Consider the following 18,822-nt stretch of genomic DNA (forward strand, 5'->3'; position numbering starts at 1 on the left):
CTGCAAAGTTAAGCTGAATAAAATGGAAAAGGCTACAGCCTTTTCCATTTTATAAGAATTTAGAATGTACAGCCAATTTTTGCATATACATAACGACCACTGTAACCAAACTGACTGATTGCCCTTGGATATAAAAATCTTCCATTTGAAGTATTATCCAGGTTACCTGTATAATTTTCGGTAGGAATACCACTTAAATTGTTCGCATTGTTTCTTGGATTGATATATAGTTTATCAGGATATACATCAAAAATGTTATTTGCACCAATGGTTAATGTTAAAACCTTATTTGCTGCATAGCTAACAGAAAAATCACTTACCCACTTTGGTGTAAATGTTTGATCCAGCTGTACTGGTAAGTTATTTGATGGAATGTTTGGATCAATCGCATTCAGATAAGTTACTTCTCCAAAACGAACCGCTCTTGCCACAAAACTTAATTTGTCAATAGTCAGATTAGCAGTAATATTTAACTTGTTTTTAGGTACTGAACTTTCATAACGTGAACGCTCTAAACGGTCAAATAATTTGGCTTTTAATGTAGGATTGCTTTCTATTTTATCTCCTCCGTTAATGCTTCTCACTACAGTTTTATTTAAGTTTCCAGCAATACTTAACAATAAATTGCTTTTACTGCCTAAATAAAATTTATTGGTCAGCACGACATCCAAACCGGCAGTATTGGTTGTAATGGCATTCGTGAAAAATTGCACACTGTTTACCTGCGCATTCGGATCAACTGTGTTTAAAATCTGATTGACTACACCCGTTGGAATTAATGCTCCTGCACTTGTTCTTTCGCGTGCATATTGACTAGAGAAAACTATCCGGTCTTTAATATCAATATTGTAAGCATCAATAGTGAAAGTAAACGTTTTGGCTATCTTTCCTGCTAAACCAAGACTTCCTGATCTGGAGATTTCTGGTTTTAAAGAGCCAACACCAAACTGGCCAACAATAGGATTATCGTTATTAACAGTTAATACCTGTGTTGGATTACCCGCAACAAACTGTGTACTTTCATTGTTGAAATAGCGCTGATGTAAAGAAGGGGCTCTAAAGCCAGTTGCATAAGCACCACGTAAAGAGATGTCGCCAAATAATTTCACTTTACCGGTGAATTTGTAAGAGAAGTTAGCACCAAAATCGCTGTAGTTTTCATAACGTCCTGCAGCTTCCAGCAGTACTCTTGGGCCAAACTCAGCTTCAAAATCTGCATAAGCACTTACGTTATTTCTTGATTTGTCAACTGCATTACTGGGTTTGAATCCAGGAAATACCTGTGAACCAGCTGCCGTAAACGAAGTGCCTGCCAGTCTTCCCGGGATACCTGCCGATGGCTGGCCAAAAGAATAAGATAATTCCTCGCCTGGTTTGATCTGATAATTATCAACCCTGAATTCTCCCCCAAAAGCGGTATTTAGTGAGGTGATAAATCCGCCATCAAACTCATGTTTTTTACTCAGGTCCAGGTTGCTGGTATTTTGTCTGAACAGTAATTCACCCGCATAAAATGAAGTAGGGCTTGTGCCAGGCGGGAGGGAAGCGTTAACTGTATTGTTGATGTTGAACTTAATATTGTTCTCACCGCTGGTATTGCTAATATCATAATCCCAGGTTCCTATTTTACCTTTTGAACCGATAGAGAAGGAAAGATCATTAATTCTTGTGTCTATAAAAGGAAGAAATCCATTAGGAAACAAAGTCAGGTCAATCTGTGTAGTTTGCGTTGGTAAACGGAAAAATCCAGCAGCACTACCCGTTTTATGCGTATATCCGGCTGCAAAATAAAGATTGGAACTTTTTGTGAAATTGTATTGCCCGTTTAAAAAGAAACCTCCGTTTTTTGAATCAGAGTTCCCTACACGCATATTATTTCTATCCAGCCCATTTGCGGCTGCTCTTGCATCATCCGCGGCTTTTAAAATTGCATACCTGGCTTCAAATGCTGCCTCGGTTTCCAGCGCGCCCTTTGCAGGTGCTGCTGAATATAAGAGCGGGCGGGTGTCTAAACCACCACGATTTGTATATTCCCGTTTGATATATTGACCTGCAAAATTGATAAAGCCCTTGTCATTATTGAAAGCCCATCCTTTGCTGAAATCGGCCTGAAAAGTACGTCCATCACTAAATTCGCGTCCTAAAGCTTTAGAATCAGACTGGCCGAATGAAGTAGAAAAGCTATAAGGGGTTACCTTTTTCAAGACAATGTTGATTACGCCTGCAATCGCATCCGAACCATATTGTGCTGCTGCACCATCACGTAAAACTTCAATCCGTTCAATAGCCGACACAGGAATTGAGTTTAAATCAGTACCGACAGAACCCCGGCCAAATGTACCATTGATATTCACCAGTGCGGTAGTGTGCCTGCGTTTACCGTTTACTAAAACTAATACCTGGTCAGGGCCCAATCCCCGGAGTGATGCCGGGTCAATATGGTCAGTTCCGTCTGCAACAGTTTGTCTGTTGGAACTAAATGAAGGAGCTACATAGTTTAATATCTGGGTCAGGTCTACTTGTGCAAATGTTTTCACGTCTTTGGTTGTAATTAAATCTACAGGAACTACACTTTCAATGTTTGTTCTCGGTACCGCTGACCTGGATCCGATAACTACTACATTCTGCAATAATGTTTTAGTGTCCATTAAAACGAAATCTGTAGTTTTTGAACTGCTATCCATTTGAATAGCTGCTTCTGTGTTCTGATACCCTGTAAAAGAAACACGGAGTTTATAAGTTCCAGCTTTTGGAAACTTAATGGCATATTTTCCATTAGAATCTGTAGAAGTTCCCAATTTAAGGCCAATTACCTGTAGTGTTGCGCCCGGAATCACGAGTCCGGCAGAATCAGTGACTTTTCCCTTTAATACCTGGGAGAATAGTTGGTTCGTAATCATCAGAAAAAAGAGGATGAAAACGATTTTTTGTAAGGTTTTAATCATAGGTTAGGTTTATTTAGATTGTAATCTAACTAAAATATTACAATAAATTTATGGTTACAAACCTATTTATGATTTTTTTTTATTTTGTGTTTGCTATTTTGGGCTAATAATTTAAGTACTTTGATGTCAACTTCTGGAAATGTTATTCGTTAAAACAGCATTGTTTGTATTTTTTTAAATTTATTGTTGTTTATTTATATAAATCGTTGTAAATTGAATTCAAGCATCCATTTAGTGATGCGAACGCTGCTTATTTTTTGTATTTCAGTAATTAACTGTTTTTTAATCCTATTGTAATCTAATTCTGGGGTATATGTCTGATTTCGTGTGGTTTTATATTAGCCTTCTGTTTGTATTTGATTGTTTTTTCTGTGAAATGAGAATTTGCATTTTCTTTTTTAAGACTATGCGTGAATTAAAAGCTGGAAAATCGAATTAAATTCGATAAATAACTGTTTTTGTTATGCTTTTCTCTCTTAAGCAGCTGGTTGTTGCTAAATTGGAAAATCAGTTTAAAGAATACGGCCCGTTTCCAGGCCGCATGCTTAATCCTTTTAATTGCATTTTTTAGGATACAGGTTTTTATATTATTCAGTTGCTTTAATACCCTGTGGTGATTTAAGGCAGGTTAACCTTTATTAACTCTATGTTATTTTTAAATAACGGAAGATGATCATTAAATTCAAAAGCTTTATTAAAAGATAGAATCACCTTTTCTGCGGTGGTTTTAAACGGTTTTTTAAGATGGATTAAAACGCGGTCACCTTTTTCTATGGTATACAGCTCCTGTTTTGACCCCGAAATCTTTTCTACGGTGACTACTCCCTTCAAATCAACAGCAGGAGATTCCCCGGGATATTTGATATCCAGTTTACCCTGATTTATTTTTACAGAAAAACCAGAATGGTTTACTATAAATATTTCAGCATTTAAAGTGTCCCGCTCCTGATAACTTCTGAGTCTGAAATTTATACCTGAAAGGGCAATTTCCTGATCGCTTACATAAACAAATGGCGGTTTTTTAACTTGTTTTATACTGTTTAAATAAGTAAGCTGCTTTCTGGTGAAACCGGACTTTGTATTAAAAGAATAACTAGTGGCAGTAATTTGATGCTGGTCAAGGTATACTTTATATTCAGCTGGTAGTAAAGTTGTGGTCATACTGATTACTGCTGATTTATTATCCTCTGTTTTATAATTGACTAAAAGATTGTAGAGGGATTTGAAATGACCGTTCCTGCCTGTAAGCTGATACGTTCTGAGTTCATTTAAAGGCTGAAATTTTAAAAAAAGAGACTTGTTTTCTCCGGGTTTAAGCACTATTGATCCGGTACTTCCAGTCTTGGGCAATGTCCGCAGACCTTCACCTGTAGCTATTTCAATTTCACTGATCGTTAAAACACTGCTTCCCGGATTACTGAGCTGAATACTGGCCTGCAGTTCCTGCGTTTTAAGATCAGCAGTCAGATAGAATCCGGCCGATATCCGTTCAGACTCTATCTTAACGGGTGTATAATTCAAATCACCTTTAATCCTTTGAGTTTCGGAATGATTTTTACAGGCAAAAAGTAAAGAGAGCAGGACTAAAGAAATGATTCTTTTCATAGGATAAATGATGAGTGGTGTTACAAACCAGTAACAGACCAGATGGAATAAGCGTGTGGAGGAACCTGGATCAGCACCCTTCCGTCAGCCGCTACAGTTGGCTCCCAGTTCGATGCTCCTGTATATTCTTTTATCTTTTTATTTGCCCAGTTAGAAGTTACCCACTGTTGCTGCCAGTTATCACTACCATTAAAGTAAACAATTAAACCAGGAAGCGTTCCGTATCCATTTCTTCTGTCAATGTACTGATCAGTAGCTGAATATAAATTGGTTGTTGTTCCTCCAGCCAGGTTTTTGTGGATCCAGATCAGGTTGTTCATCCTGTTTTTGTCCAGCAGATTCTCGTAATCTTTATAGAAAACACAAGGATACCCTTCGTGCGTCATGATATAAGCATAAGCAGCATACTTATTCGTCGTAATATCAGTATCATGGTTACTTACAAAAGTAACTGCCCTGGCTGCATTTCTCTTTAATAACATGTCATCATTCAAATGTGTCAGATCATTCGTATCAAAAGCACTATGCATTGCATAAAAACAAGCAAAATCAAAAGCTGAAGAAGTTTGTTCAGTTGCATCTACCCAGTTCTGTAAATTTGCAGCATTTCCATCCCATTCCTCACCAACAGCAAAAACGGCAGCTGGGCCACCTACACTGTTTACGAAGTTTTTGACTACCCAGGCACCGTAGCCTTTCACGTAATCAAAACGAAATCCATCAAAGTGAAGATTGTTTTTATAGAATTTAGACATGCTGTAGGAAGCATTATAGATCCAGTTAGAAACATTTGCTTTTTTATGGCAAAGATCGGGGAATCCGGCAAAAGCACCCTCGTCAGCAGCTTCAATGTCATTTGGATGGAAATCATTATAAGTCCGCTGAAATTTTCCGGACAAAGGAGTGAATTTCGTATAAGTACTGGTATTGGTATAAGGGTTCGCTTCTAAAGTCCCTCCACTACAATGATTGAGTACAATATCTGCATATACTTTTATACTATTATTATGCGCAGTAGTTATCAATTTGCCAAGGCTGGTAGAATCACCAAATCTTGTGGGTTTTGTACCCATCTGAGTGTAACTGCCGAAATCAAAATAATCATAAGGATCATAACCCATACTTGTTGCACCACCTTGTGCTTTAGTAGCAGGCGGAAGCCAGATTGCGCCAATTCCTGCTGCTTTCCATGCCGGTATTTTGTCATTCAGGGTATTCCACCAGCCGCCCTGAGGAACGTCCCAGTAAAATGCTTGCATCATTACATCGCTTCCGGAGCCTTTGGCTGCGTCAACTTGAATCTGTTTAAAATTGTTTGATGGGGCAGGGTCAGTGACTACTGACTTTTTGCATGCAGTGAAAGAAAGAAAAAAGCCCATAAACAGGACAGTCTTCCCTGCCAGGTAAGCTGATTTTTTGTTCATACGATTTGGTTATTTATTTGGTTTAATGTTTTGTTCAGCGCATATTTCCCGACAAGTCTGATCTGATTCGGGAACGTTCCCGAACCAGAATAAAAATACAATAATTTATTTAATCTGAACACAATTGTTGATTATAATTAATAATTTATTGGTAAAGAAAGCAATTCCATTATCTTCGTCTTCATTGATAATTCGTTGCTGTAAGCATATTATATAATGAGAGAAATAGCCGATCTTAAAATAAAAATTGAACACTTTACAAAAGCAGACTTTGAACAACTAAAAAGTGAAACCGAAAATCAGGTTGCAACATGGTTCTGGGCAACCAGTGATTTATACAATCCAGAGCCTTTTCATTATGAAAGTAATAACTGGGCAAGGGGACGCAAGCTCAAGGAGGAGCCGGAAAAAAAAGCGCAGCATCATCATTATGGTTTAAATGCTCAGGGTGAAATCATTGTTGAAAGACAATACACTAGTTTTGAGTCCTATTTTTATGAGCTGTTTTTTATCAGAACTCACGATACAATAACCCGCTATAGATTTTCTTATGATGAAAAGGAGATCGAACAAATTTCCCGTTTCTATTACCAGCAAGATCGGCTTACCCAACATATTACTGTTGCTGACAATCAATGCAAATGTGACTATGCAACTTATCATTATGACAGCCATCAAAAGCTGATTGAAAAGAAATGCCATCTGGAATTTGAAGATTTTGAAACAGACAGGAACCATGAATACAAATATGACCAGTTTGGCCTGCTGGAAACTATTACAGAAAACCAGGAAAGCGTCATCTATCAGAAACCGGATAAGTCCATCAGTTTTAAGCAGCTTACGGTGATGGCCGAAGAAAGATTATTTACTGTACTCCGGCAAAATATCCACCAGCATGCTGTACAAGAAGAATTATACTGTTTGTATATCTGCTATGGTAATGCTGATTTGTTCCCACCAGGTATTGCTTACGGTACTAAAGCCGAAAAAGACCACTGGCAGGCTCAAGAGATCAAAATGAAATGGATAGTCTGGAATCCTGCTGATTATCAATTCAACATGGATGTTAAAATGGATAAGGAAACGGAAAACTTTTTTTCCTTCTACAATCAGGAGACGGAAATGCAGCAAAAACAGGCAGTTGCAAAAAAAACTATCTTAAACGTAACCATGAAGTTGAAGGCCTGTTTGAACGAATTCAAACTGAATAAGACAAATGATTTTGTAATTATAGCTGCCGATAATGAACAGGCTGATTTAAAAAAGAACTTCAAAGTAATGAACCCTGAACTTTTTGAACAATTCAAAAAGGATCTTCCATAGAATTCGAAAACATTTTAAATAAGCTGATGTTTAAACCTATCACCCACAAAAGGGCAGCAATCAGCATATGGAACCATTTAACATTAAAATCGAACACGGTAAAAAAGAAATTACCTTAACCATCCTGCCCGACGACAAGGGCTATTTTAAAGTAATTTATTATGGAGGAATATTAGGAGCCATCTATTTTGACGGGCATAACTGGGAACAAGTTCCGCCAGCCGATGTTATTGCAGGAGATCTGCCAATGTATGAACCAGATCCTGCTCATGATGATCATGAAGGCCTCTCGCTAACTGAGTACCTGGTTGAGCGTGCAGGCCGTGAAATTGACTTATACCTTGAGGAACATATCTGAGCAATATAAATAAATCCAATGGACTTAATGATCAGGATATTTGGTGAGGGCAAGGATCTTAATGCATTAAATATGGGATGCCGGGCACTGGTGATGTATATCATCATGCTATTATTTATCCGGATTTCCGGTAGCAGGACATTCGGTAAAAAAACCACATTTGATAATATCATTGTGATCACAATTGGCGCATTACTTAGCAGAGTAGTAGTCGGTGCTTCTGCTTTTATCCCCACAGTCACCGCTGGTTTTGTACTTGTTATGGCACACCGTGTTTTAGCCTGGGCAAGTTTACATCACAAATGGATTGACCGTATCATTAAAGGACCAGAAAGAATATTATATAAACAAGGGATAGTAGAGCAGCAAAATCTGGATAAAAGCCTGATGTCCAAAGGTGATCTGATGGAAAGTGTCAGAATAAATGGGAATCTTAATAATCTTGAGGTTATAAAAGAAGCACGTCTGGAAAGAAGCGGGGAGATCAGTATCATCAAAAAAGAATAAATTTTATAAATAAGGAAAATATACCCTCCATATTTTAGTTAGCAAATAAATTTTAAACATTGCTAATACTTTTTATTTTATTTAATAAGTATTAGCAATGTTTAAAATTTAATTATTAAGTTTGGTAAAGCCAACTAAACCAGACTATTGCAACTATGAATAATAGGGAACTATTAAGAGTTGATATTATCAAGCAACTTTATTATAAAAATCCACTTTCGCTAACTGAGCTAAGTAAACTGACTGCTAAGAGTTTACCATTGGTTACGAAAGTAGTTAATGAGCTGGTTTCAGAAGGATATGTACAGGAGCAAGGCCTTGGGCCTTCAACAGGGGGAAGAAGAGCTTCTTTATTCCTTTTAAATATCGAAAAACAGCGTTATGTTATTTCTGTCGCTACAGATCAGTTCACCGCCCGGTTAATCATTTATGATCTGGCCAATACAATCATTCTTCCCGTTAAAAAACTTGAACTTGATATTCTTGATGATGAAGAAGCAGTAGATAAGCTCGTTTCATTTATTGCAGAAAATATTGATGCATCTGGTATAGATCAAAAAAAATTCCTTGGAATCGGAATCGGTATGCCTGGTTTTATCAGTGCAGAAGAAGGTGTAAACTACACGCATCTGAAAACTAAAGACGGATCTCATTTTGGTCAATATTTAACAACCAGGCTTAAACTTCCGGTATTCATAGATAATGATTCGCGCCTGATTGCCAATGCAGAGTTGTTTTTTGGTGCCGCAGTAGGAATGAAAGATGTAATGGTTGTTAATATTGGCTGGGGAACTGGTTTAGGGATGATTATCAACGGCCAGTTATACCGTGGAAACAGCGGATACGCAGGTGAGTTCAGCCATATTCCTTTATCTGCAACCAATACATTATGCTCCTGCGGCAAACGCGGCTGTCTGGAAGTGGAAACCTCTCTTTTGGTGATGACACAGAAAGCAAAAATGGCTATGGAAACTGGCGAAGCCACCAGTATGACTGAACTTTTTAAAGATGAAAGCAGGAATACGGGGGAATTATTTTTAGAAGCAGCAAGTAACCATGATCCTTTAGCCGTTTCTATTCTTTCTGAAGCTGCGTTTCACATTGGAAAAGGTGTAGCCACATTAATCCATATTATGAATCCTGAATGTATCGTACTGAGCGGTAGGGGTGCAGCAGCAGGTAAAATATTGCTGCCACCTATACAACAAGCTATCAATGAGTTCTGTATTCCAAGAATAGCTGCTCAGACTTCAGTCATACTCTCAGAATTAGCCGCGGATGCAGAATTACTGGCAGGAGCAAGCTTAGTCATTGAGCATTGCGAATTTGACTGATTTAACTTTTAATTCACACTAATAACTAATATAAAATAAAACTAAATCGAATAACTAACCTAGAACACACTAAACATGAGAAAAATTTACTTAAAGTATTTAAGCGTTTTTCTGTTAACCCTGTTGACAGTCAGCGCTTTTGCACAAAAAACCCTTACCGGGATAGTAAGGGATGCTTCTGGCCCTGTGCCGGGAGTTAGTGTTTCGCTAAAAGGAACTTCCAAAGTTACCCAGACAGATGGTACTGGAAAGTTCTCCATTACCGCCAGTACAAATGATGTTTTGTCTTTTTCTGCGGTAGGATACGCTAAACAGGAAGTCACTATTGGGAATCAAACGTCACTAAACGTTACCTTGACTGAAAGTTCAAATAGTCTGAATGAAGTTGTTGTAACCACCGCATTAGGGATTAAACGACAAGAAAAATCATTAGGATATGCAGTAAGTACGGTCACAGCTAAACAACTAACAGAAGCTGGTAATACCAATTTTGCATCCGCTTTATATGGTAAAGCTGCCGGAGTAAAAATTACTACTGCACCAGGTGGTGCGAGCAGTGCGGTAAGCGTACAAATTCGTGGAATCAATTCGATCAGTTATAACCAGCAGCCTTTATATGTTGTAGATGGGGTAATGATTAGAAATGATGGCCAGAATGGAGCTAAAGGTGCTAATAACAATGACTATTGGGGAGATCAGCGTATCAGAGGAAACGGTATTTTAGATATCAATCCTGCGGATATTGAAAGTATGACTATTTTAAAAGGAGCGAGTGCTTCTGCTTTATATGGTTCGGATGCAGGAAGTGGCGTAGTCGTAATTACCACTAAAAAAGGAATGAAAGGCAAAGGTCTTGGAATTGATTTTAATTACCAGGGATCAGTTGATCAGGTTGCTTTTTTACCAAATTTCCAAAATGTATATGGGCCGGGTTATGACAGGGCAACTAACTTAGCCAATGTCGGCCGTGAAGATGGCTGGAATGTAGATGCGACTTCACCAACAGGGTTAAGACCATATTTCAGAGCCTATGCAAACTTTGGCCCTAAAATGGAAGGTCAGCAGGTCAAATGGTGGGATGGTTCGATCCGTTCTTATTCTCCGCAACCTGATAATTATAAAGACGTTTATCAAACAGGTTATACCTCAAACGCAAACGTGGCTATCTCTAACCAAAGCGAGGCTATCAATTACCGTTTCTCAGCATCACGTCTGGATTATAAAGGTACACAGCCAGGAAACACAGGGTCAAAGAACTCTTTCAACTTAAACTCTACGATTAAACTTGCACCAAAACTTTCCGCAGATGTAATTGTGAGTTATGTAAATACGATCACAAAAAACAGACCTTATCAATTGGGCCAGGTTTTAGGATCATTCGGTGGTTTCTTCAGCCGTGCTGAAGATATGAACCTGATGAAACAAAAATTCCAGACTAGTGACGGGTATAAATATGCCACTTTCGACCAACTGGATCGTCCGGAGCCATTCGTTTACAATATCAGAGCAACTAATTTACTGGATTTCTACTGGCAGCAATTGAAAAACGAGTACGTTGAAAATGAAAACAGATTACTATCAAGTTTTACTTTAAACTATGATATTGCTAAAAATCTGAAATTCAGAGGACGTATTGGTAATGACTATACCGGCGCAAGAACAGAAAACCGTCAGTTTACTGAAGTTCCGATTGCATTAAATGGGAATACCAGTACTGGTGGATACACTACTACACAAGGACAATATGCAGTTTTATATGGAGACGCTTTATTAACTTACTCCAACAAAATTGGTAAAGACCTGAATCTGTCAGTAAGTGGAGGTTACCAAGGTAGAAATGAAACTTATAAAGACCAGCAATCGAATACGAAAGATGGACTGGTTTCAAGAAACTGGTTTGCGATCAGTAATTCATTCAGTGTTCCTGAAACTACTGACACCAGGAAACAACAATCGAAATATGCTTACCTGGGAATCTTAAATTTAAGCTATAAAGACTTCTTATTCTTAGAAGGTACAGCCCGTCAGGAATATGCATCTACACTGCCTCCACAAAATAACAATTACTCTTACTATTCATTAAATGGTGGTTTTGTTTTCAGTGATGTAGTGAAATTACCAGGTTTCTGGAACTATGGTAAATTAAGGGCTTCTTACGGTGTGGTTGGTAATGCGCCACCTTTATTTGAATCAAATATTGTCTATACACAAACTTCTCTTCAAACTATAAATGGTTCAGTTCCTTCGTTAGTAGTTGCTAATGCTTATGGAAATAATAGTTTAATGCCAGAAAAGAAACATGAAGCAGAATTTGGCCTGGAAACCCGCTTTTTAGAAGGACGTCTTGGTTTAGATGTGAGTTACTACAACAACCGTGTTAAAAACCAGATTGTACCACTACAAGTAAGCTCAACTGTTGGTGCGACGAGTCAGATTGTAAATGTGGGTGAAATTGGGAGCAGAGGATTTGAAGTCGCTTTAAATGCAACCCCTGTAAAAGCTGGTAAATTCCGTTGGGACACACGTTTGAACTTCTCCTCTAATAAATCGCGTGTAATTTCATTGACGGGAGGCATGTCAGAGTTGAATTTCTATTCTTCAGATCAGGCAACTGCTAAAATTGTAGCTAAAGCCGGAGAAGAATTAGGTAATATCTATGTACGCCCAAGATCCACAGATTCCAAAGGCAATTATATCATTAATGCTGATGGTTTGTATGTGATGGACAACAGTACTTATGTTAAAGCAGGGAACATTATGCCGAAAGTTGTTGGTGGTATCTCTAACACCTTCAGCTATGGTAACTTCTCTTTAGATTTTACTATTGATGGTCGTTTCGGCGGAAAGATGCTGTCTCCAAATCTTAAATATATGCGTGGAGCAGGTATGCTGGAAAACTCTATGGAATTCAGAGATGCTGAACACGGTGGAATTGCTTTTACCAGTAATGGTAAAACATATAACGACGGTGTACTCTTACAAGGTGTAAACCAGACTACAGGCTTACCGAATACCAAAGTTATTAGTGCTGCTGATTATTACATTAATACTTATAACTGGGGAGAAGGTTCTTTGACAGATGGAGAAATTTTTGATAACAGTTTTATCAAAATGAGAGAAGTGGTATTAAGCTACAAATTGCCAGCTTCATTTACCAGTAAACTTAAAATCACCAACCTGAGAGTTTCATTGATTGGCCGTAATTTATTCTATATCTGGCGTACGCTGAAAGATCTGGATCCTGAAGCACCACTGGGAAATAAATGGTGGTCACAAGGAGTAGATGTAGGTTCAACAGCTGCCTCAAGAAATTATGGTTTTTCTATAAGCGCGAATTTCTAATCGCATTAATATTTTTAAGATGAAAAAATTAATTATAAATATAAGCTTTGTTTTAGTTGCAGCGACGTCATTAGTGAGTTGCAAAAAAGCACTTGAAGATAAATTCTATAACCCGGAAAAAGCACGTGATGCTAGTGTTCCAGGCCTTTTTACTGCAATGTTAAACAATGACAGAGTTGCGGCGAAATATTGGAATGTACGTACTTTTTTATGTCAGATGCCAGGCGTATATGCGCAGACTTCTTATTTCCCGAATGCAAATTCAGTTTATCAGCAAAATGATGGTTATGCTCAAAACTATTGGGATGATTTTTATGCTACAGGTGGTAACGGTAGCGGAAGTATGGCACAATACCGTTCTATGGAAGTCAAATTCAAAACACTTTCAGATGCGGAAAAAGCGACTCAGGCTATAATTATGCAGGCTGCAAAGGTTGTATTGATAGAGCAGGCGGCAAAAATGGTAGACTTATGGGGAGATATTCCTTATAGTGAAACAGGGAGTCTGGAAACAAGCAGTACGATTGTAAATCCTAAATTTGATGAGCAAAAAGCTTTGTATACCAGTTTTATCAGTGATCTGACTACTGCTGCTGCTTATTTCAAAGCAAACCCTACCAATAAAGATTTTTCCAAAGCGGATATATTGCTGAAAGGCGATGTCAATCAGTGGGTGCGCTATGCCAATTCTTTACGCTTAAGATTACTGATGCGTATTTCAAAAGTAGATGAGGGGACAGCCAGAACAGCAGTATTGGATATGTTAAACAATCCGTCCGCTTTTCCATTAGTCGATGGAGGAAATAATCCTTCCTATAACCCGGGAGCATCTGATGTTTTACTACAACCTTTAACCAATAGCACCAGTGATTTAAGGGCCGCTTTTATGGAAGGCAGCTGGTATGCTACTGATTATATGTTAAACACGGTGATGTTGCCAGCTAATGATCCGCGTATTCCTGTAATCTATGATAAATACGGCAGAATAGTGAAGATTGATAAAAAGGATGTATTTGTGCCTAATAAAACATATAAAGCTATGCCGGTTACGATGATTGCATCAGATCAGGAAACTAAATTTGCGGATTATTCAGTACTTGACTCTGCAACTTTCCTGTTTAATCAAAAATTACCAGGTATTGTGATCACTGCTTCTGAAGTGAATTTTTTGAAAGCAGAGGCTTTTGAAAGATGGGGTAGCTCAGCCAGTGCGCAGACTGCATATGGAAATGCCCTAAGACAATCTGTTACTTTTTATTACTACCTGAATAACTTAAATCAGGGTGGTGGATATGTGAATGTTCAGGCTCCCGACGCTGCTGCTATAGATACCTGGGTGAATACCTCTTCAGCTGCTTATACAGGTACTTCTGCAAATAAACTGGCTAATATTTATACTCAGAAATGGGTGCATTTAGGGGTACTCCAATCTACAGAAGCCTGGTCTGAATACAGAAGAACTGGTTTCCCTGTTTTAAATTTCCCTGCAGATGGTAAACTATCAGGTTTTGATACTCCTCCAAACCGGTTAATCTATCCAGGTAAAGAAAAGATTCTGAATGCGGCAAATTATCAGGCTGTTCAAGCTAAGGATACGCGTAAAACCAAGATCTTCTGGCAACCGTAAGCTATAGCATTTTTAATTAATATCTTGTCCCGGTTAGTTTTTTTAGCCGGGACATTTTTATATTCAGGAGATAAAATCAGTTCAACAAATCCGATCCTAATGAAAACAAAAATTATAATTGCAGCGATGCTGATTTGTGCTGCCGGTAAGTTAGCAGCACAAGAAAACGGAATTCATCAGCAATCAACCATTTATGAAGCCCCAACAGATCCCCTGGTTAAAAAGAAACTGGACAAATGGCAGGATCAGAAATTTGGAATGATTGTTCATTGGGGATTGTATGCTGTGCCAGGGATGATCGAATCCTGGACACTTTGTTCAGAAGACTGGATAGAACGCGACAGTACAAAGACTTATGACGATTATAAAAAGTGGTACTGGGGGTTGAGTAAAGCTTTTAATCCGGTACATTTTAATCCGGAACAATGGGCAAAAGCTGGTAAAAGTGCAGGCATGAAATATCTTGTTTTTACCACCAAACATCATGACGGTTTCGCCATGTTTGATACCAGGGCATCTGACTTCAGTATCGCTCAAGGTCCCTTTGCAAATAATCCGAAAGCAGATGTGGCTAAATATGTATTTGACTCTTTCAGAAAAGAAGGCTTTATGATCGGTGCTTATTTTTCCAAGCCCGACTGGCACTCTGAATATTACTGGTGGTCTAAATATGCGACCCCCAACCGCAATAACAATTACGACATTCAGAAAAACCCGTGGAGATGGAACAAATTTAAAGGTTTTGTCTACAATCAGCTGGAAGAACTGATGACCCGTTATGGTGGTATTGATATTTTATGGCTTGATGGAGGATGGGTCAGACCATTGGAAACTGTTAATGAAGAAGTACGCTCCTGGGGCGCTGATATCCCTAAATGGAGCCAGGATATTAACATGCCTGAAATTGCCCGGATGGCAAGAAAAGCACAACCTGGTATTTTGATGGTAGACAGAACGGTTCACGGGCCTTATGAGAACTACCAGACACCAGAGCAAAAGATTCCTGATACGCAACTGGATCATCCCTGGGAAAGCTGCATGACACTGGGCGGGGCATGGGGATTTGTTCCCAATGATCAGTATAAACCTGCCAGTGAAGTGATTCACAAGCTAGTGGAGATTGTTGCTAAAGGCGGAAGTTTGCTTTTAGGGATCGGGCCTGATCCGGATGGTACTTTACCAGCTTCGGTGGTCACTAAATTAAATGAGATTGGTCAATGGACTTCTAAAAATGGTAAAGCCATTTACAATACGAGGATTACTAAGAACTACCACAGTGGCCAAACTTGGTTTACGCAAAGTAAAGATGGTAAATTAAGGTATGCGATTTATTGTGAAAATGTTGGAGAGCACCCCGCCAAGACCATTCAATGGACAGGTAATTTACCAAAAAAGGGGACAGTGCTGAGATTGGTCTCTACAGGTCAGTCCTTAAAATGGACAGTATTAAATGATCAGACTACAGTAGAATTGCCAGCGAATATAGTGGGCTCAGCAGCTGCTTTGTCTTTTGAATTTACGCCAGCCATTTAGTGGTTTAGAATTTTTATAGGAAGAAAACTTAAATTATGATTAATGAAGTATAAAGTCGTTTTATTGCCGTTCCTGCTTTCCCTTTTAAGTTATGCTGCTATTGCGAATGATACACTTAAAGTTGTTAAAAATAAAAGCCGGATAAAGACCTCGTCAGCCTTGCCCTTATATAAAAATCCGGGGATGAGCATCGATAAAAGAGTGCGTGATCTGCTCTCCAGGATGACACCGGAAGAGAAATTCTGGCAGCTTTTTATGATTCCGGGAGACCTGGATGGAGTAGATAAAAACCGCTATAAAAACGGGATTTTTGGCTTACAAGTCAGTGCTGTTTCTCAGGGCGGAGGGGGAGCAGGACAAATGTTAAGTTATAATACAAAGGAGAACGCTTATACCTTAGCCAAAAAGATTAATGCCATACAGCGGTATTTTGTTAAAGAAAGCCGTTTAGGTATTCCTATGATTGCATTTGATGAAGCGCTTCATGGTCTGGTGAGACAGGGAGCTACCGCTTTTCCGCAAGCCATTGGTCTTGCAGCCAGCTTTGATACCGCAATGATGGGACAGGTTGCCGGCACTATAGCGCAGGAAACTAAGGTGAGGGGGATCAGGGATATTTTAACACCAGTAGTGAATATCGCTGCAGATGTACGCTGGGGGCGCACCGAAGAAACATATGGGGAAGATCCTTTTCTATCTTCTCAAATGGGACTGGCTTTCGTAAGCGCATTTGAAAAACAGAATATCATAACTACGCCTAAACATTTTGTAGCCAATGTTGGCGATGGTGGCCGTGATAGTTATCCGATCCATGCGAATGAACGTTTACTGGAAGAAATCTATTTTCCTCCATTTAAAGCTACCATACAGCAAGGTAAAAGCAGGTCACTCATGACTGCCTATAATAGCTTAAACGGTACTCCCGCTACTTCAAATGCTTATTTGCTGACACAAAAGTTGAAAACAGAATGGGGCTTTAAAGGATTTGTTATTTCTGATGCCGGAGCAGTTGGTGGTGCAAATGTTTTACACTATACCGCAGCAGATTATACTGAAGCCACCAGGCAGGCGATTATTGCAGGTCTGGATGTGATTTTTCAAATAGAGTATGACCATTATAAATTGTTTATTCCCCCATTCCTTGATGGATCAATTCCACAAAAACGGATAGATGATGCAGTTTCAAGAGTTTTAAGAGCAAAATTTGAATTGGGTCTTTTTGAAAATCCTTATGTCTCTGAAAAGGATGCTGAAAATGCTTTGAATGATCAAAGTCATAAAGCAATTGCTAAACAGGCAGCTTTAAAATCATTTGTTTTGCTAAAGAATGCAAAATCTGTGTTGCCGTTGCAAGATATTAAGAACATACTAGTCGTTGGAGAAGATGCTGCCGAAGCGCGTTTAGGAGGTTACAGCGGAACTGGTAATGGTAAGATCAGTATTGTGGACGGTTTAAAGAAAAGAGCGGGTGAACAGGTTAAGGTGACTTACAGTAAAGGAAGCACGCGGGATCCGGTTTTATATATTCCCGTAGCTAAACAATTTCTGAAAGCGGATACTGCTTCAGGGCTTTTCGCTGAATACTTTGATAACCTTACCTTAAGTGGTAAACCCTTGTTTACGCGGATAGATCAGGGAATAGACTTCATGTGGACGCTCTCTGCACCGGACAAACGTTTAGCGAAAGATCAGTATGCGATCCGCTGGAACGGCATGCTTAAAGCTCCAAAATCAGGAACTTATCAAATTGGGCTGGAAGGAAATGACGGTTATCGTCTTTATGTGGATGGAAAACTATTAATTGATCAGTGGGATAAAATATCTTATCATACCCGTTTGGTTCCATTCACTTTTGAGCAGAACAAATCGTATCAGGTCCGGGTAGAATTTAAAGAAACTAAAGGCAATGCACACCTCAGGCTGATCTGGAATTATGGCGTTGCAGATGAGCGTGCTAAAAATTTAGCTGATGCGATTCAACTCGCTGAGCATGCAGATGTTATTGTAGTCGCTGCGGGAATTAAAGAAGGAGAGTTTCAGGATCGCGCACTATTGAGCTTACCAGGTAACCAGGAACAATTGATTCAGGCGATGGAGAAATCCGGGAAACCTGTAATCGTTTTATTAGTTGGGGGCAGTGCCATCACGATGGACAATTGGTACAATGATGCTGCGGCAGTTATGTCGATCTGGTATCCGGGAGAAGAAGGAGGAAATGCGGTTGCAGAAACTTTGTTCGGTGACTATAATCCTGCAGGACGCTTACCGATTACTTATCCGGTTCATGAATCACAACTGCCATTGGTATACAACCATAAACCAACAGGCAGGGGCGATGATTATAACAACCTGAGTGGTGAGCCTCTTTTCCCGTTTGGTTTTGGCCTGAGTTATACAAAATTTGACTACAGAGAGCTGAAATTAAGTAAAACAGCTATTTCCAGAACAGAATCTGTAACAGCAAGTTTTACATTACAAAATACTGGTACTTATGATGGAGAAGAAGTGGTACAGCTCTATATCCGTGACCTGCTGAGTACAGTAGCCAGACCGGTTTTAGAATTGAAAGGTTTTGAGCGCGTCAGGTTAAAAGCAGGGGAGTCTAAACAGGTTAAATTTGAAATTACTCCTCAAATGTTGCAAATGCTGAATGCTGAAATGAAGACCGTTATTGAGCCTGGAGACTTTAGAATAATGATCGGTTCTTCAAGCAAAGAATTGCTGTTGAAAGACACATTAAAGGTGATTAAATGATCGGAAAAATAGTGTAGCCTATCAGGTCCAGGTGGTGTAAACTGATAACACCTGGACCCTGATAAGTTAC

At 39.0% G+C, this 18,822-nt stretch carries 11 protein-coding genes; 8 read left to right on the plus strand and 3 right to left on the minus strand.

Annotation, left to right across the window (positions count from 1 at the left end; translation table 11 throughout):
- Positions 1 to 59: 59 nt before the first annotated feature.
- The 3 genes from AB3G38_RS02195 to AB3G38_RS02205 all read right to left on the minus strand — a co-directional run bounded on the left by AB3G38_RS02195 (position 60) and on the right by AB3G38_RS02205 (position 5,974).
- Positions 60 to 2,945: a TonB-dependent receptor gene (locus tag AB3G38_RS02195; protein ID WP_367866865.1), complete on the minus strand. Its 2,886-nt coding sequence runs from the start codon at positions 2,943 to 2,945 to the stop codon at positions 60 to 62.
- 618 nt (positions 2,946 to 3,563) lie between these two features.
- Positions 3,564 to 4,550, minus strand: a complete 987-nt coding sequence (locus AB3G38_RS02200) for a hypothetical protein (RefSeq protein WP_367866866.1) — start codon at positions 4,548 to 4,550, stop codon at positions 3,564 to 3,566.
- Between the two features lie 20 nt (positions 4,551 to 4,570).
- On the minus strand, positions 4,571 to 5,974 hold the full coding sequence (locus tag AB3G38_RS02205) for an alpha-amylase (RefSeq protein WP_367866867.1): 1,404 nt from the start codon (positions 5,972 to 5,974) through the stop codon (positions 4,571 to 4,573).
- Positions 5,975 to 6,190: 216 nt separating this feature from the next.
- On the opposite strand from AB3G38_RS02205, the gene AB3G38_RS02210 reads away from it, so the two are divergent.
- The 8 genes from AB3G38_RS02210 (at position 6,191) to AB3G38_RS02245 (ending at position 18,752) form a co-directional block, all read left to right on the plus strand.
- Positions 6,191 to 7,297, plus strand: coding sequence for a hypothetical protein (locus AB3G38_RS02210; RefSeq protein ID WP_367866868.1), 1,107 nt, complete (start codon positions 6,191 to 6,193; stop codon positions 7,295 to 7,297).
- Positions 7,298 to 7,364: 67 nt separating this feature from the next.
- Positions 7,365 to 7,655, plus strand: coding sequence for a hypothetical protein (locus AB3G38_RS02215; RefSeq protein ID WP_367866869.1), 291 nt, complete (start codon positions 7,365 to 7,367; stop codon positions 7,653 to 7,655).
- 18 nt (positions 7,656 to 7,673) lie between these two features.
- Positions 7,674 to 8,162 (plus strand): DUF421 domain-containing protein, encoded by a 489-nt coding sequence (locus tag AB3G38_RS02220; protein ID WP_367866870.1) that lies wholly within the window; start codon positions 7,674 to 7,676, stop codon positions 8,160 to 8,162.
- Between the two features lie 155 nt (positions 8,163 to 8,317).
- Positions 8,318 to 9,496, plus strand: a complete 1,179-nt coding sequence (locus AB3G38_RS02225; RefSeq protein WP_367866871.1) for an ROK family protein — start codon at positions 8,318 to 8,320, stop codon at positions 9,494 to 9,496.
- Between the two features lie 75 nt (positions 9,497 to 9,571).
- The gene (locus AB3G38_RS02230) at positions 9,572 to 12,838 is read left to right on the plus strand and encodes a SusC/RagA family TonB-linked outer membrane protein (RefSeq protein ID WP_367866872.1); all 3,267 of its coding nucleotides are present in this window, start codon (positions 9,572 to 9,574) and stop codon (positions 12,836 to 12,838) included.
- Between the two features lie 19 nt (positions 12,839 to 12,857).
- Positions 12,858 to 14,465 (plus strand): SusD/RagB family nutrient-binding outer membrane lipoprotein, encoded by a 1,608-nt coding sequence (locus tag AB3G38_RS02235; RefSeq protein WP_367866873.1) that lies wholly within the window; start codon positions 12,858 to 12,860, stop codon positions 14,463 to 14,465.
- 99 nt (positions 14,466 to 14,564) lie between these two features.
- Positions 14,565 to 15,998, plus strand: coding sequence for an alpha-L-fucosidase (locus AB3G38_RS02240; protein WP_367866874.1), 1,434 nt, complete (start codon positions 14,565 to 14,567; stop codon positions 15,996 to 15,998).
- 42 nt (positions 15,999 to 16,040) lie between these two features.
- Positions 16,041 to 18,752 (plus strand): glycoside hydrolase family 3 N-terminal domain-containing protein, encoded by a 2,712-nt coding sequence (locus AB3G38_RS02245; protein WP_367866875.1) that lies wholly within the window; start codon positions 16,041 to 16,043, stop codon positions 18,750 to 18,752.
- Positions 18,753 to 18,822 lie beyond the last annotated feature (70 nt).

The organism is Pedobacter sp. WC2423 (genome assembly GCF_040822065.1).
Lineage (GTDB): Bacteria > Bacteroidota > Bacteroidia > Sphingobacteriales > Sphingobacteriaceae > Pedobacter.

Excerpts from the sequence above, each read along its gene's own strand:
- AB3G38_RS02235 (WP_367866873.1), top strand. The coding sequence starts at position 12,858 with ATGAAAAAATTAATTATAAATATAAGCTTTGTTTTAGTTGCAGCGACG.
- AB3G38_RS02195 (WP_367866865.1), bottom strand. The coding sequence starts at position 2,945 with ATGATTAAAACCTTACAAAAAATCGTTTTCATCCTCTTTTTTCTGATG.
- AB3G38_RS02200 (WP_367866866.1), bottom strand. The coding sequence starts at position 4,550 with ATGAAAAGAATCATTTCTTTAGTCCTGCTCTCTTTACTTTTTGCCTGT.
- AB3G38_RS02240 (WP_367866874.1), top strand. The coding sequence starts at position 14,565 with ATGAAAACAAAAATTATAATTGCAGCGATGCTGATTTGTGCTGCCGGT.
- AB3G38_RS02210 (WP_367866868.1), top strand. The coding sequence starts at position 6,191 with ATGAGAGAAATAGCCGATCTTAAAATAAAAATTGAACACTTTACAAAA.
- AB3G38_RS02220 (WP_367866870.1), top strand. The coding sequence starts at position 7,674 with ATGGACTTAATGATCAGGATATTTGGTGAGGGCAAGGATCTTAATGCA.
- AB3G38_RS02225 (WP_367866871.1), top strand. The coding sequence starts at position 8,318 with ATGAATAATAGGGAACTATTAAGAGTTGATATTATCAAGCAACTTTAT.
- AB3G38_RS02230 (WP_367866872.1), top strand. The coding sequence starts at position 9,572 with ATGAGAAAAATTTACTTAAAGTATTTAAGCGTTTTTCTGTTAACCCTG.
- AB3G38_RS02245 (WP_367866875.1), top strand. The coding sequence starts at position 16,041 with ATGAAGTATAAAGTCGTTTTATTGCCGTTCCTGCTTTCCCTTTTAAGT.
- AB3G38_RS02215 (WP_367866869.1), top strand. The coding sequence starts at position 7,365 with ATGGAACCATTTAACATTAAAATCGAACACGGTAAAAAAGAAATTACC.
- AB3G38_RS02205 (WP_367866867.1), bottom strand. The coding sequence starts at position 5,974 with ATGAACAAAAAATCAGCTTACCTGGCAGGGAAGACTGTCCTGTTTATG.